The sequence below is a fragment of the Pseudomonas sp. R2-60-08W genome, from assembly GCF_003852335.1.
In the GTDB taxonomy this organism is placed as follows: domain Bacteria; phylum Pseudomonadota; class Gammaproteobacteria; order Pseudomonadales; family Pseudomonadaceae; genus Aquipseudomonas.
On sequence record NZ_CP027731.1, the window covers coordinates 3070217 to 3085192 of the forward strand.

A 14976-nucleotide genomic window follows, 5' to 3' on the forward strand; every position below is an offset into this window, starting at 1 on the left:
CCTTTTCAACGGATCACGCCACGGCCGCCTGGGCCTTGGCGATTTCCTGATTACGCAAAATAAAGCGTTGCAGCTTGCCGCTGGGGGTCTTGGGCAAGTCGCTGACGAATTCGATTTCCCGCGGGTACGCATGGGCCGCCAAGCGCTGGCGCACATGCAGGCGCAATTCTTCGGCGAGTTCCGGAGTCGCGCGGTACTGCTCATTGATCACCACGAAGGCTTTCACCAGTTCGGTGCGCTCCGGGCAGGGCTTGCCGACCACGGCGGCCTCGACCACGGCCGGGTGTTCGACCAGGGCGCTTTCCACGTCGAACGGTCCTACGCGGTAGCCGGAAGTGGTAATCACGTCATCACTGCGCCCGACAAAACTGATGCTGCCGTCCGGGTTGAGCTCCACGGTGTCGCCACTGAGGTAGTACTTGCCGACAAAGGCTTTGGTGTTGACGCCTTCATACCCGGCGAACCAGCACATTGGCGATTGCTCACGGTCGATGGCGAGAATGCCGGGCTGACCGGCAGGCAGTTCCTGGTAATTGTCATCCAGTACCACGATGCGATGCCCAGGCGAGGCGAACCCGGCCGAGCCGACGTGTACCGGGTGCGCCAGGCCATGGTGATTGCACAGCACCATGCCCAGTTCGGTCTGCCCGTAGTGATCGTGGATGGTCACGCCAAGGTTGTCGGCGAACCAGCGGATCACCTCGGGGTTCAGGGGCTCGCCGGCGCTGCTGACGATGCGTAGCTTGCCCTTGATCGAGCGGGCGAACGGCTCGCCGCCGGCGATCAACAGTCGATACGCGGTAGGCGAACCGGTGAGGTTGGTGATGCCGTATTTGTTGATGATCCGGCAGGTGCTTTCCACGCTGAAGGGGCCATCGTAGAAGGTGATCGGATGCCCCAGGGACAGCGGCCCGGTCACGCCGAAGTAGATGCCATAGGCCCAGCCCGGATCGGCCACGTTCCAGAACGCGTCTTCTGGGCGCAGGTCCACCGCGTCGCGGGTGTAGCTCTGGAACGCGACAATCGCCTTGAGCGGTACCGACAGGGCTTTGGATGGGCCGGTGGTGCCCGAGGTGAACATCAGCAGGAAGGGCTCGTCGCCCCCCAGCAGCACGGGCTCGCAGACGTTCGAGTGGTTGGGCAGTTCGGCCCAGAAGCTGAAATCGCCGCGTACCAGGCCTTCGCCCTTGGCCCCGGTGACCGTCACGATGGTGGGGCAGCCGTCAACGTCGGTGAGCTTGGGCCGGTTCACGGCATCGGTGACGACCAGCGCGGCGCCGGAACTGTTCAGGCGATGTTCGATCGCCTTGGGCCCGAATGCGGTAAACAACGGTTGATAGACCGCGCCGATACGCCAGGTGGCGAATACCACCACCAGCAGTTCGGCCGTGCGCGGCAACAGGCCGGCGACTTTATCGCCGCGCTTGACGCCCTGGGCCAGCAGGAAATTGGCGAAGCGTGAGGCCTGGTCCTGCAAGTCGGTGAAGGTCGCCGTGGCGCTGCGCCCGTCCCTGCCCTCCCAGAACAGCGCAATGCGCCCAGGCAATGCGTGACGGTCACAGCATTCCACACAGGCGTTGAGCGCCTGCAGGTTGCCGGCAAGGGCGGCGTCGACGGTGTGTTGGTAATCGAACTCGGTGGTGGCGGCCAGGTAATCACGCATCGCTTCAGTTCCTTGTGTGTTTTTGTTTTAAGGACACTTTCCAGGCGGTCAATCGCTCTCAAATAGTCGCCCTGCAGCGGCGCTACGAGCAATGGTCAAAGCCTTCAACATGGCTGACCGGTTTGGCCAATCGGGTTTGACACTCGCCCTGCACTGGCCGAAGCTTGAGGCTTTGTACCTGTACCCTGCCTTCGGACGCCTGCATGTCAAAGTCACGCCGTTACGCCATTGTCGGCCTGTGCGCCCTGTTGTCGATTTTGTTGATCACCTGGTTTTTCGCCCGCGCAACGCCGGTGGCCGTGCCGCCGGCGATTGCCCACGGTTATTCCCAAGCCTTGAAGCAGGCGCGCAACGGTGAGCCGGGCGCGGCGCGGGTGTTGTATCAACAGCTGGGGCGGCCGGACCTTTCACCTGAGCGCCGCGCCGCGCTGCATGCCGAATTGCCTAACTACCCCAGCCCCCAGGCGTTGAAGCTGGCAGATAAAGACTTGGCCAATGAATCGCCACGGGTGCGTGAAGCGGCAATTCACAGCATTGTCGGCCTGGTACCTTCCGGCCAGCGCACCTTGTTGCTCGGCCCGGTGCTGGATGACCCCGAGCAGCAGGTGCGCTTTGCCGCCGCCAACGCCCTGCTCGGCCTGTCGCCGGACACCCTGGGCCTGTACTTCGGCCCGCTGCAGCAAGTGCTCGACGAATTCGCCAATACCCTCAAGGCCCAACCCGAGACCGCCGAAGGCTGGATTCAGTTGGCGCGCCTGTATATCCACAGCGCCCTGCTGCCGGAGGCGCAAAACGCCCTGCAGCAGGCCATGCGCCTGCAACCGGATAACCTGCAAGCGGTGGTGGCGCAGATCGAGCTGCTGGATAAACAGAGCAAGACCGACGAATCGCGCCAGCTGCTCGCGCAGCAATTGGCGGCGCACCCGGAATCGGCCTACCTGCAACACGCCCTGGGTATGTGGCTGCTGCACCATGGCGAGCGGCCTTATGCCCTGCTCGGCCTGTCCAAGGCGGTGGAGCTTGAGCCGGACAATCAGGACTACCGCTACGACCTGGCCACCACGCTGCACGACCAGGAAGAACTCGAGGCTGCCCAGCGCCAGTTGGAAGAAATCGTGCAGCGCCACCCGGCCAATCGGAAAGCGCGGGTGCTGCTGGTCAACTATTGGAAAGAGAGCGGCCAGTTGCAGAATGTCCAGGTGCTGCTGGCACAGCTTGAGCAACAGAACCCGGATGACCCCGCGCTGCAGCAGGGTCTGTGACCGCGCTCAAAAAAATGCATGGAAGATGCCGGCGCCGCGCACAAATAATTCAAAACGTTGAACCGCCACAGGTCGATACGGTCAAGTGAATATGGCGCGCCACAGCGGCGCGCACCCAACTTGTACGTGACCTGAGGGCACTTCTTGTCTACATCTAATTCGCTTTTAAGTGAAAAGGCAGCCACTGGTATCGAAGGTCTTGATGACATTCTTGCCGGGGGGCTATCGCGCAGCCACTTGTTCCTGCTGGAAGGCGAGCCGGGCACGGGTAAAACCACCGTCGCCCTGCACTTTCTGCAGGCGGGAGCGAAAGACGGTGAAAAATCTCTGTATATCACCCTGTCCGAAACCGAACATGAGCTGCGCCAAGGCGCCAAGTCCCATGGTTGGGACTTGGACGACAACATCCATATCTTCGAATTGACTCCGCCGGAAAGCCTGCTCAACGCCGAGCACCAGCAGAGCCTGCTGTACTCCTCGGACCTTGAGCTGGGCGAAGCCACGCGGCAGATTTTCGAGGTGGTGGAACGGGTCAAGCCGACCCGCGTAGTGGTCGACAGCCTGTCGGAGATCCGCCTGTTGGCGCAGAGCTCCCTGCGCTATCGCCGGCAGATCCTGGCGATCAAACACTACTTTGTGCGGTATGACGCCACGGTGCTGCTGCTCGATGACCTGACCACCGAATCCCTCGACAAAACCGTTCACAGTGTGGCCCACGGCGTGATTCGCCTGGAAGAACTGACACCCAGTTACGGCGCCGAACGCCGCCGGGTGCGGGTAGTGAAATACCGTGGCCAGAAATACCGTGGCGGCTTTCACGATTTCACCATCATGGGCGACGGTGTACACGTATTCCCTCGCCTTGTCGCCGCCGAACATCGCGGCGGCTACACGCGCCAGACCATGAGCAGCGGCATCCCCGAACTCGACGCCCTGATGGGCGGCGGCGTCGAAACAGGTTCCAGCAGCCTGATCCTTGGCCCGGCCGGCACCGGCAAATCGCTGATTTCAATGGTCTTCGCCGCCGCCGCCGTACAGCGTGGCGAAAAGGCCGCGCTGTTTATCTTTGACGAAGAGATGGGTTTGCTGTTCGAGCGCATGCATAACATGGGTATCGATCTGGCTGCGATGCAGGCCACCGGCAACCTGTTGATCGAACAGGTCGACGCGGCCGAGCTGTCTCCTGGGGAATTCTCCCACCGAGTACGGCGTTGCGTGGACGAAGGCGGCATCAAAACCGTGGTCATCGATAGCATCAACGGCTACCAGGCCGCCATGCCGGAAGAGAACGCGCTGATCCTGCACATGCATGAACTGCTGCTGTACCTGAACCGACGGGGTGCCGCGACGTTCATGACCGTGGCCCAGCATGGCCTAGTCGGCGATATGCAGACGCCCGTGGATATTACCTACCTGGCCGACACCGTGATCCTGCTGCGTTACTTCGAGGCACTGGGCAAGGTTCGTCGGGCCATTTCGGTGATCAAGAAACGCACCGGTACCCATGAGTCGACGATTCGCGAGTACCGCATCAGCAGTCGCGGCATGACCGTTGGCGAACCCCTGGATAATTTCCAGGGCGTGCTGCGCGGCATCCCGATCTACATGGGCGCCGGCTCGCCTCTGCTCAAGGAAGAGGGAGTGTGACGTCCCTTACCCCAGTCTCCGAACGGGCCGTTATTCTTGCGCCTTTGGGGCGCGACAGCTCGTTGGCGCTGATGATGCTCAAAGAGGCCGGCTACCATGGCGTGGTTGCCGGCAGCCTGGCCGACTTGTGCGAAGCACTGCACGAGGGCGCCGGCGTGCTGATCATTGCCGCCGAAGCCTTGCGGGGCGTGGACATGGAGCCGCTGCTGGAGTACCTGCACCAGCAGCCGGCCTGGTCGGACTTGCCCATTGTACTGATGACCCATCACGGCGGCAGCGAGCAAAATGGCTCGTCGCATCTGAGCGGACTGTTGGGCAATGTCACCTTCCTTGAGCGCCCCTTTCATCCTGTCACCCTGATCAGCCTGATCAGCACCGCCCTGCGTGGGCGGCGCCGGCAATACGAAGCCCGGGACCGTTTGGTCGACCTGAGCGCCAGTGAACTGCGCCTGCAACGCACCCTGGAAACCCTCGAACAGCAAGTGGAAGAACGTACCGCGCAATTGCGCAGCAATGAAGAAGCCCTGCGCCAGTCGCAGAAAATGGAAGCCGTCGGCCAATTGACCGGTGGCATCGCCCATGACTTCAACAACATGCTGACCGGCATCATCGGCAGCCTGGAACTGCTGCGCCGGCGTGTGGCACGGGGCAAGCTGGACGATCTGGACAGCCTGATCGACCTGGGCGTCACCTCGGCCAACCGCGCTGCTGGCCTCACCCATCGCCTGCTGGCGTTTTCGCGCAGGCAATCGCTGGACCCGAAACCGGTGGAGATCAATAAACTGGTGACCTCCATGGGCGAACTGCTGGAACGCAGTATCAACGAAAGTATCTGCCTGCAAATGCGTTTGAGCGACACCCTGTGGACGGCCGAAGCCGACCCGAATCAATTGGAAAGCGCCCTGCTCAACCTGGTGATCAACGCGCGTGACGCGATGCCCAGCGGCGGCAGCCTCACCGTGGAAACCACCAACCGTCACCTCGATAGTGTATTCACAGCCGCCTATGGCACCTTGAGCCCGGGTGACTACGTCGAGTTGAGTGTCAGTGACACCGGCTGCGGCATTCCAGAGAGTGTCATGGGCCGAGTGTTCGACCCCTTCTTCACCACCAAGCCGATCGGCCAGGGCACGGGCTTGGGTCTGTCGATGATCTATGGGTTTGCCCGTCAATCCCGGGGGCACGTCACGCTGCACAGCGAAGTGGACAAGGGCACCACCGTCAGTTTGTTCCTGCCGCGCTTTGTCGGGGAAATGGTTGAGGATGCCGCGGTGAATCCGGCCTTGTTGCCGTTCGCCAATGACGGAGAGACCGTCCTGATCGTCGAAGATGACCCAGCGGTACGGGTGCTGGTGAGCGCGGTGCTCAAAGAGTTGGGCTACGCCTTTGTCGAAGCCGGTGACGCCAGCACGGCGGTACCGATCATCGAATCCGATCAGCGTATCGACCTGTTGATCAGCGACGTTGGCCTGCCTGGCATGAACGGCCGGCAATTGGCGGAAATCGGTCGACAAATCCGCCCTGACCTCAAAGTGCTGTTCATCACCGGTTATGCCGAACATGCAGCGGTGCGTGGCGGGTTTCTTGACCCCGGCATGCAGCTGATTACCAAGCCGTTCACGTTCGACCTGCTGACCGAGAAGGTGCGCGAGATGATCAGGGACTAGGGCTGCACGGCAGCCCTGGAGGGCGTCAGGCCAACAGGCGCTGGATATGCTCCTGCAGCGTATCCAGGTCAAACGGCTTGGCCAGGATCGGTGCGTTGCGCGTGATCGGGCTGTCGCAGTCGAGAATTTCCTGCGGATAACCGCTGATAAAGATCACTTTCAACTCCGGGCGCACCTTGAGCGCCGGTTCGGCGATCTGCACGCCGGAAATGCCGCCGGGCAGGCGGTAGTCGGTGACCATCAGGTCCAGGTGCGGTTTGGTCGCGAGGATTTCGAATGCCTCTTTTCCATTGACCGCCTTCAACACCCGATAACCCAGGCCCGCCAGGTATTCACCCAGCACAAACATAATGGATTCGTCGTCTTCGACGATCAGTACGACATCTTGCGCATCTTCACTCATGGGAAGCCTTTGTTCGGTCAATTGCTGGTGTTACGACCATGGGGTCACCTAGAGGTTGCGTCCAGGTGACGATTGATTTCATGCCGTCGCCTGAAGCGGCAGGCACACCCGGAACAGCGCGCCCTCGCCTATCTGGCTTTCGACCTCGATGGTACCGCCGTGGGCTGCGACGATCTGTTCGGAAATGAACAGCCCCAGGCCCAGGCCGGCCGCCGCATGGTTGACCGAAACCCGCTCGAACTGCTGAAAAATGCGCTTCTGGTTCTCTTCACTGATACCAATGCCGTGGTCACGCACTTCCACGCGCGCTTCGCCGTGTTCGGTGTAAACCCGCACCTCGACCGGGCTCTTGGCGCCGTAGCGCAGGGCGTTGGTCAACAGGTTGGTGACCACCTGCTCGATGCGGAACTCATCCCAATGGCCTTCCACCGGCTCGTCGGCGACCAGATGCATTGACGATTCGGCGGCAGCGACCTGCGGCTCGAAGTTATGCACCAGGTTGCGCACCAGTTGCGCCAGGTCAAAGCGCGCCGGGCGTATCGACAGTTTGCCGGTGCGGATGCGCGACACGTCGAGCATGTCCTCGATCAGGCGGATCAGGCTTTTGATCTGGCGCTCATCGCGGTCGACCATCGCGTGCATCTTGTCCAGGGTGAACGCTGCGGCGTTGTCGCGGGCCAAGTGCATCTTGCGCAATTGGGTTTCCAGGATCAGCCCGTTGAGCGGCGTACGCACTTCATGGGCGACGATCGACATGAAGTCATCGCGCATGCGCACGGCCTGCTCCAGCTCGGCCTGGGTGGCCTGCAGGCGCGTCAGCAGCAGTTCCTGCTCGCGGCGGCTGCGCTCCAGGGCTTCGACCTGCAGCTTCATCGCCTTGCTCTGACGGTACAGGTCAACGAATACATTGACCTTGCTCTTTACCGCGTGGATATCCAGCGGTTTGTGCAGGAAGTCCACCGCGCCGCTTTCATAGCCCTTGAAGGCGTAATTGAGTTCGCGGCCGGCGGCGCTGACGAATACGATCGGGATGTTCTTGGTTTTTTCGGTGCCGCGCATCAGTTCGGCCAGTTCGAAACCGTTCATGCCAGGCATCTGCACGTCGAGGATCGCCATGGCGAATTCATGTTCCAGCAACAGGGACAACGCCTCGTCGGCACTCAATGCCTTGAATACCTGGCGGTCTTCGCGCTTGATCAGCGCTTCGAGGGCCAGCAGGTTTTCCGGCAGATCGTCGACGATCAGCAGTTTGGCCTGGACAGTACTTAACATGGGGAAGGTTCCAGGGAAGCCAGCAATGAGCCAATCTGGCTCAAGGAAAGAATATGGTCGGGTGTGTGCAACGCCAGGGCCGCCAGGGGCATCACGGCAATCCGGGCTTCAGCGGGGTCCTGTACAACGGTGATGCCGCCCGATTGCTTGACGTGGGCCAGCCCGCGCGCGCCGTCCTGGTTGGCGCCGGTCAGCAGGATCGCCAGCAGGCCTCGCCCGTAGGCATCGGCGGCCGAGGCGAAGAGAAAATCGATGGCTGGCCGGGAATGGTGCACGCGGTCCTCCTGGCTCAGGGACAGGCTGCGGTCGTGTTCCACCGACAAATGATAGCCAGGGCCGGCGAAATACAAGGTGCCCGCCTCGATCGACTCCTTGTCCCGCGCCTCCTTGACCGGAATGCGCAGGCGCCGCGCAAAGACCTCCGCCAACTGGCTGCGACGTTCATCCGGCAGGTGCAGCACGGCAATGATCGGCAGGCCGAACGTATTCGGCAGCCTGCCGAAAATACTCAGCAACGCCTCCACGCCGCCGGCGGAGGCGCCGACGACGATGGCTTCAATCCCGATAATCGGGGTGATTGCAGCGTCGCTCATAATTTGCGGTAGATCCGTTCCTGTTTGACCAAGGGTTCGAATTGCTTGCTGTAGGCGGAGAAATCCAGGGTTTCCTTGCTGCCCAGTACCAGGAAACCGCGATGGCACAGCGACTCATGAAACAACCCAAACGCTCTGTCTTGCAACTTTTTATTGAAATAAATCAACACGTTGCGACATGAAATTAATTGAGTTTCTGAAAATACGCTGTCGGTCGCCAGGCTATGGTCGGCGAACGTGACGTTCTCGCGCAGCGTCTTGTCGAAGATCGCGTTATCGTAAGCTGCGGTGTAGTAGTCGGCAAATGAGCGTTGTCCACCGGCCTGCTGGTAATTGGCCGTGTAGGCGCGCACGTTCTCCAGGGAGAAGATGCCTTGCTTGGCCTTGTCCAGCGATGCCGGGTTGATGTCGGTGGCGTAGATGATGGTGCGCTCGAGCAAGCCTTCTTCGCGCAGCAGGATCGCCATGGAGTAAACCTCCTCGCCCGTGCTGCAGCCGGCGATCCAGATCTTGATCGACGGGTAGGTCTTGAGCAGCGGCACCACTTCCCGGCGAATCGCGAGAAAGTGCGAGGGGTCGCGAAACATCTCGCTCACGGGGATCGTCAGGAACTGCAGCAACTGCATGAACGCGGCCGGGTCGTGCAGCACCCGCTCCTGCAGCGCGGAAATGGTCGCACAGTCGAACTGGCGCAAGGCATGGGCCACCCGCCGTTTGACCGACGCACCGGAGTAGTCGCGAAAGTCGTAGCTGTACTTGAGGTAAATCGCCTCGATCAACAGGCGCAGCTCAATGTCGCTGCTTTTGTCCAAAAAACTTCGCTCCACTTAAATGCGTTCCATCTTTGGTAGCCATACGCGAATCAACGAGAACAGCCGGTCCAGATCAATCGGTTTGGCCAGGTAGTCGTTGGAACCTGCCGCCAGGCAACGCTCCTGGTCGTCCTTCATGGCCTTGGCCGTCACGGCGATGATCGGCAGCTTCTTCCAGCGCGGGTCCTGGCGGATCAGGGCGGTGGCTTCGTAACCGTCCATCTCCGGCATCATCACGTCCATCAGTACCAGATCGATATCCTCGACTTCATTGAGCTTGTCGATCGCTTCGCGGCCGTTGCGCCCGATCACCACCACGGCGCCTTTGTGCTCCAGGGCGCTGGTCAGGGCAAAGATATTGCGCACGTCGTCGTCCACCAGCAGGATCTTGCGCCCTTCGAACACCTTGTCGCGGCTGCGCGCGGTCTTGAGCATCTTCTGGCGGTCATGGGACAGCTGGGATTCGACTTTGTGCAGAAAGAGTGTGACTTCATCGAGCAGGCGCTCCGGAGAACGGGCGCCCTTGATGATGATCGAGCGCGAATACTTGCGCAGTTCGGCCTCTTCGTCGCGGGTCAGGTTGCGCCCGGTGTAGACAATTACGGGCGGGAACGAGCAGATATCCTCGGTGGCCATGCGCTTGAGCAGCTCGTTGCCTAGCATGTCCGGCAGCTTGAGGTCGATGATCATGCAGTCGTAGACATTGGTGCGCAGCAGGTCCAGTGCAGCCTGGGCGTAGCCGACATCGGTGATTTCAATGTCATCGTCGCCGATCAGGCGGGCAATGCTGTCGCGCTGCAGGTCGTCATCCTCGACCAGCAGCACGCGCTTGACCTTTTGCGTCAGCTTGGCTTCCAGGCGCGCGAACACGTCCTTGAGCTCTTCACGGGTGGTGGGTTTCACCGCGTAACCGATGGCGCCCATGTGCATGGCGGCTTCGACGCGGTCTTCCACGGAAATCACATGCACCGGAATGTGCCGGGTATTGGCGTGCGCCTTGAGACGCTGCAGCACCGTCAGCCCGGAATGGTCCGGCAGGCGCATGTCGAGCAGGATCGCGTCGGGGATGAACTCCTCGGCCAGGCTGTAGCCTTCGTCAGCACCGTGGGCGACCAGGCAGTTGTAGCCCAACTCATGGGCAAGGTCGAAGAGGATGCGCGCAAAATTCGGCTCATCTTCCACCACCAGGATGCAGCGGGTAGTGAATGGCCCTTTGTCACGGTCGTCGGCAAAGCGCGGGATAGGCTCGGCATCGGCTACCGGCAACGTCGCAACCTTTACGGGCGCGGGGGCCGGTACCGCTACGGCCTGGCGTGGGGCCTCGATCGGCGCGGCGTCTTCGGCGCGCTCAACATACTGTTCCGGCAATACCAGCGTGAAAATGCTGCCCTTGCCCGGTTCGCTGGCCACGCTGATGTAGCCGCCCAGCAAGTTAGCCAGGTCACGGGAAATGGACAGGCCCAGGCCAGTACCGCCGTAACGGCGATTGGTGGTGCCATCGGCCTGGCGGAAGGCTTCGAAGATGCTTTCCTGCTGATCCTGGGCGATACCGATGCCCGAGTCGCGCACGGTAAAGGCAATGCCCTCCCCCGGTGCGCGGGACACCGTCAGGCTGACATCGCCCTGCTCGGTGAACTTGATGGCGTTGGACAGCAGGTTCTTGAGGATCTGCTCCAGGCGTTGGCGATCGGTGAACAACAAGGACGGTGCGCCTTCCTGCAGGTCGATCTGGAAGCCCAGATTACGATCCTTGGCCAGCGGCTCGAACATGCCGCGCAGGCCATCCACCAGGCGTTCGACGCTGGAGTTTTCCGGGCGCACTTCCAGCTTGCCGGCTTCTACCTTGGAAATATCCAGGATGTCATTGATCAGGTTGAGCAGGTCATTGCCGGCCGAATAGATCGACTCGGCAAACTTGACCTGTTCGGCACTGAGGTTTTCCTGGGGGTTCTCGGCCAGCAACTTGGCCAGGATCAACGAACTGTTCAGCGGCGTGCGCAGCTCGTGGGACATGTTGGCGAGGAACTCGGACTTGTACTTGCTGGAGCGTTGCAGCTCATCGGCGCGGTCTTCGAGTTCCAGCTGCACCCGGTTGAGTTCGATGTTCTTGCGGTCCATGGCATCGCGCTGATCGGCCAGGGTCTGGGTCTGTTCGGCCAGTTGTTCGTTGGTCTGCTCAAGCTCCGCTTGCTGGGTTTCCAGGTGCGCCTGGGACTCCTTGAGGATGCGTGACTGCTCTTCCAGCTCTTCGTTGGCGGTCTTGAGCTCTTCCTGCTGCACTTGCAGCTCTTCGTTGAGCTGCTGGGTTTCAGCGAGTACTTCCTGCAAACGCTGGCGATAACGCGCGGCTTCGATGGATGTACCGATATTGCCCGCGATCAGTTCCAGCAATTCGACATCGCGTTCTTCCAGCGGGCGCAGGAAGCCCAACTCGATCACGCCGTTGACGCGGTCGTCATCGCTGGTTGGCACTACCAGTACGCTGCGGGCCGCGCCCTCGCCCAGCCCCGAGCTGACCTTGAAGTAGTCCACCGGCACGTCGTCCAGGCGGATCAGGCGATCGAGCTGGGCGGCCTGTCCCACAATGCCTTCGTCGCTGTAGATCGCTTGTTCCAGCTGCGCCTGTTCGCGGGAGAAGCCGTAGGTGGCCACGCGTTTGAGCCCGCCGTGTTCTTCGCGCACATACAACGCTCCAACGGCCGAGCCCATGTATTGGGCAAAGAACTGCAGAATATTGCGGCCCAACAGGTTCAGGGTCAGCTGGCCGAGCACCTGTTCGGCCAGTTCAGTTTGGCCGTTGCGCAGCCAGGCTTGCTGCTCCAGGCGCTTGGCGATCTTCTTTTGTGACGCGAGGCTTGCGCTGTAACTGTTTGATAGTTCAACTAAGTTTTTTCGGCCGACATACGCCAGAAACCCACTGAGCCCGAGTACGAACACCAGGTACAGGGTGACGCTGAGCACCGTGGTGCGGGTGACCTCTTCATTGCGGGTGATACGGAACTGCTGCTCCATCGCCACCGCGTCGTCATATTCCTTGCGAATTTCATCAGTCAGGCGCTTGCCCCGGCCCGCCTTCACCGCACCGCGGAAGTCGCCGCTGTCGCGCTGCAATTCAATCATCGACTGCGCGTAGTTGTTCCACTCTGCCTGCAACGCTTCAAGACGCTTGAGGCGGTCGACCTGCTGCGGGTTGTCGGCCACCAATTCCTGCAAATTGCGCAGGTCGGCAATGATTCGCGGCTTGGCCACCTCGTAAGGGTCGAGGAAATGCTCGTCACCGGTAATCAGGAAGCCGCGCATGCCGGTTTCCAGGTCGACCGTCAGTTTGGACGACTCATTGAGGTTGTTGATGACCCGGTCGGTGTGCTCCACCCACTGGATCACCGACAGCAAGTAAGTGATCAGGAAAACGAAAAACACCGCACTGAGCACACCCACGCCCAATGGCAGGGCCACATTGCGACCCAGGAGTTTACGGAAGCTCTTTTCATCAACTGACGACGCGGGAGTCATGGGCATGCCTTGGCCAAGTGCGGAAAAACCGGGAGTTTGCCCCAAAGTGACGGCCAAGACCATTTTTCTGGAATGATTTGGTACAGATTCCTACGATAGAACAGGCTATTCTGACTGGTCTTTTCTATCGTTTTTACCGCCCGACGGAACTTGTCGATAACCTGCGCTTACTCAAGTAACAGGTCGGTCAGAACGGCCGCTGGTAAAAACCTCGTCTTTTTTGGGAACGCCTTATTATGTCTAGCTCCACCATCCTTGTTGTCGAAGATGACGCTATCGTGCGCATGCTGATCGTCGATGTGCTTGAGGAGTTGGAGTTCACGGTACTCGAGGCCGCCGATGCCGAAGAGGCGCTGAAGATTGTCGAAGGCAAAGACACGGTCATCGACCTGATGATGACCGACGTCGGCCTGCCGGATATGGACGGTAAGCAACTGGCGACCAAGGTGCGCGAACTGCGCCCCGCCCTGCCCATCCTGTTCGCCAGCGGCTATGCCGAAAACATCGACGTGCCAGCCGGTATGCAGGTGATTGGCAAGCCATTCTCGATCGATCAACTGCGCGATAAAGTCAAATCGATGTTGCCCACATGATCCCTTGTCCTTTTGCAGGTTTTTAACGTGACGTCCGGGAAATAAAACAGGAAACTCATCGCCTTTATTTCCCCGTCAGTCAAACGAACTCTGGAAGGACGCAACAACATGATTGGACAACCCGCGCGCCTGGTGTTGGCGAGCCTCTCGATACTCCTGAGCACCAGCGCCTGGGCCGACTTCACGGCGACGCCGACCGAAGCACGGGCCATTGCCAAGGAAGCCTATTTGTACGGCTATCCTGTGGTGCAGATGTACAAGACGCTCTATACCCAGGCCGTTGATAAAGGCGGTGTCAACTACAAGGCCGCGTTCAATCACATCGGCAATACCGCGCAGGTTTTCACCCCCAAGGACACCGCGTTCGTGACCCCGAACTCGGACACGCCCTACTCCTTCGTCTGGATGGATCTGCGCAAGGAACCCTTGGTGCTGACCCTGCCCAAGGTCGAAGACAACCGCTACTACTCGGTGCAGTTGATCGACCTATATACCCACAATATTGCCTACCTGGGCACGCGCAGCACCGGCAACAATGGCGGTCACTACATGATCGCGGGGCCCGACTGGAAGGGTCAGCAGCCAGTCGACATCGACCGCGTGGTCTACAGCGAAAGCAATATCGCCTACGCGCTGTATCGTACCCAGCTGTTCGATGAAAAAGACTTGAGCAAGGTCAAGCAAATCCAGAGCGGCTACAAAGTGCAGCCGCTGAGCAGCTACGTGAAACAAGCGGCCCCGGCCAAAGTGCCGAAGATCGAGTGGCCCAAGCCGATGGCGAACATGAGCGACAGCCCGCAGTTGTTCCGCTACTTGAACTTCATGCTGGCCTTTGCTGCGCCGCAGGACAGTGAGAAAGACCTGCTGGCGCGTTTTGCCACCATCGGCATCGCCCCCGGCGCGCCCTTCAAGTTGAACCAACTGACCGCCGAACAGCGTAAAGCGCTGGAGGACGGGATTGCCGACGGCAAGGCCGAGTTCGTCGCCTTCAAGAAAGACAAGATCGACACCCACCAGGTCTCCAGCGGGGAGCTGTTCGGCAGCCGTGACCGCCTGAAAAACAATTACCTGTACCGTTACGCTGGCGCCAACCTGGGTATTTTCGGCAACTCTACCGACGAAGCCGCTTACTTCACCTACTTCGATGACAGCGAAGGCAAGCCGGCCAACGGCGCACGCCGCAGCTATACCGTGCACTTTGCCAAGGACCAGCTGCCGCCCGCCGATGCGTTCTGGTCGCTGACCATGTACGACGCCAAGACCAAATTGCTAGTGCCCAACCACAAGAAACGTTACCTGATCAACTCACGCATGCTGCCTGAGCTGAAGCGGGACGCCGACGGAGGCCTGACCCTGGCGCTGCAGCATCATGAGCCACCGAAGGCCGAACAGAGCAACTGGCTGCCCGCCCCCACCGGGCCGTTCTTCGCGGTGCTGCGTATTTACCTGCCCAAGCCTGAAATCAGTCAATGGACGTTGCCGCCGTTGACGCCGCTCAAGTAACACCACGCGTGGCGGGACTCGACTCACAGTGGCCTCCCGTCGCGCGTT

General features: G+C 60.5%; 11 protein-coding genes. 5 read left to right on the forward strand and 6 right to left on the reverse strand.

From position 1 onward, the window contains the following. Positions 1-13 precede the first annotated feature (13 nt). A complete protein-coding gene (locus C4J90_RS13880) occupies positions 14-1663 on the reverse strand; it encodes an AMP-binding protein (protein WP_124420071.1) in 1650 nt (549 codons plus the stop codon). Positions 1664-1866: 203 nt separating this feature from the next. On the opposite strand from C4J90_RS13880, the gene C4J90_RS13885 reads away from it, so the two are divergent. From C4J90_RS13885 to C4J90_RS13895, 3 genes are all read left to right on the forward strand, one after another. Beyond that, a complete protein-coding gene (locus C4J90_RS13885) occupies positions 1867-2925 on the forward strand; it encodes a tetratricopeptide repeat protein (protein ID WP_124362943.1) in 1059 nt (352 codons plus the stop codon). Positions 2926-3069: 144 nt separating this feature from the next. Beyond that, the gene (locus C4J90_RS13890; RefSeq protein ID WP_124362944.1) at positions 3070-4572 is read left to right on the forward strand and encodes an ATPase domain-containing protein; all 1503 of its coding nucleotides are present in this window, start codon (positions 3070-3072) and stop codon (positions 4570-4572) included. After that, positions 4569-6239: an ATP-binding protein gene (locus C4J90_RS13895; protein WP_124414756.1), complete on the forward strand. Its 1671-nt coding sequence runs from the start codon at positions 4569-4571 to the stop codon at positions 6237-6239. The genes C4J90_RS13890 and C4J90_RS13895 overlap by 4 nt, the downstream gene beginning before the upstream one ends. Before the next feature lie 25 nt (positions 6240-6264). On the opposite strand, the gene C4J90_RS13900 is transcribed toward C4J90_RS13895, so the two are convergent. From C4J90_RS13900 to C4J90_RS13920, 5 genes are all read right to left on the reverse strand, one after another. Beyond that, entirely contained in the window at positions 6265-6642 is a 378-nt protein-coding gene (locus C4J90_RS13900) for a response regulator (protein ID WP_015372062.1), read from the reverse strand. A gap of 78 nt (positions 6643-6720) precedes the next feature. After that, entirely contained in the window at positions 6721-7914 is a 1194-nt protein-coding gene (locus C4J90_RS13905) for a hybrid sensor histidine kinase/response regulator (RefSeq protein ID WP_124362946.1), read from the reverse strand. Beyond that, complete coding sequence (locus C4J90_RS13910) at positions 7908-8507, reverse strand: chemotaxis protein CheB (RefSeq protein ID WP_124362947.1); 600 nt, start codon at positions 8505-8507, stop codon at positions 7908-7910. The genes C4J90_RS13905 and C4J90_RS13910 overlap by 7 nt, the downstream gene beginning before the upstream one ends. Then, on the reverse strand, positions 8504-9334 hold the full coding sequence (locus C4J90_RS13915) for a protein-glutamate O-methyltransferase CheR (RefSeq protein WP_372237478.1): 831 nt from the start codon (positions 9332-9334) through the stop codon (positions 8504-8506). Before C4J90_RS13915 ends, C4J90_RS13910 begins: the two co-directional genes overlap by 4 nt. Further along, positions 9335-12832 (reverse strand): response regulator, encoded by a 3498-nt coding sequence (locus C4J90_RS13920; RefSeq protein WP_124420072.1) that lies wholly within the window; start codon positions 12830-12832, stop codon positions 9335-9337. It lies immediately after the preceding gene. A gap of 236 nt (positions 12833-13068) precedes the next feature. Between C4J90_RS13920 and C4J90_RS13925 the strand changes: the two genes are divergently transcribed. Both C4J90_RS13925 and C4J90_RS13930 read left to right on the forward strand, forming a co-directional pair. After that, entirely contained in the window at positions 13069-13425 is a 357-nt protein-coding gene (locus C4J90_RS13925; RefSeq protein WP_124414759.1) for a response regulator, read from the forward strand. A 108-nt stretch (positions 13426-13533) separates the two neighbouring features. Beyond that, on the forward strand, positions 13534-14928 hold the full coding sequence (locus C4J90_RS13930) for a DUF1254 domain-containing protein (RefSeq protein WP_124420073.1): 1395 nt from the start codon (positions 13534-13536) through the stop codon (positions 14926-14928). Positions 14929-14976: the final 48 nt, after the last annotated feature.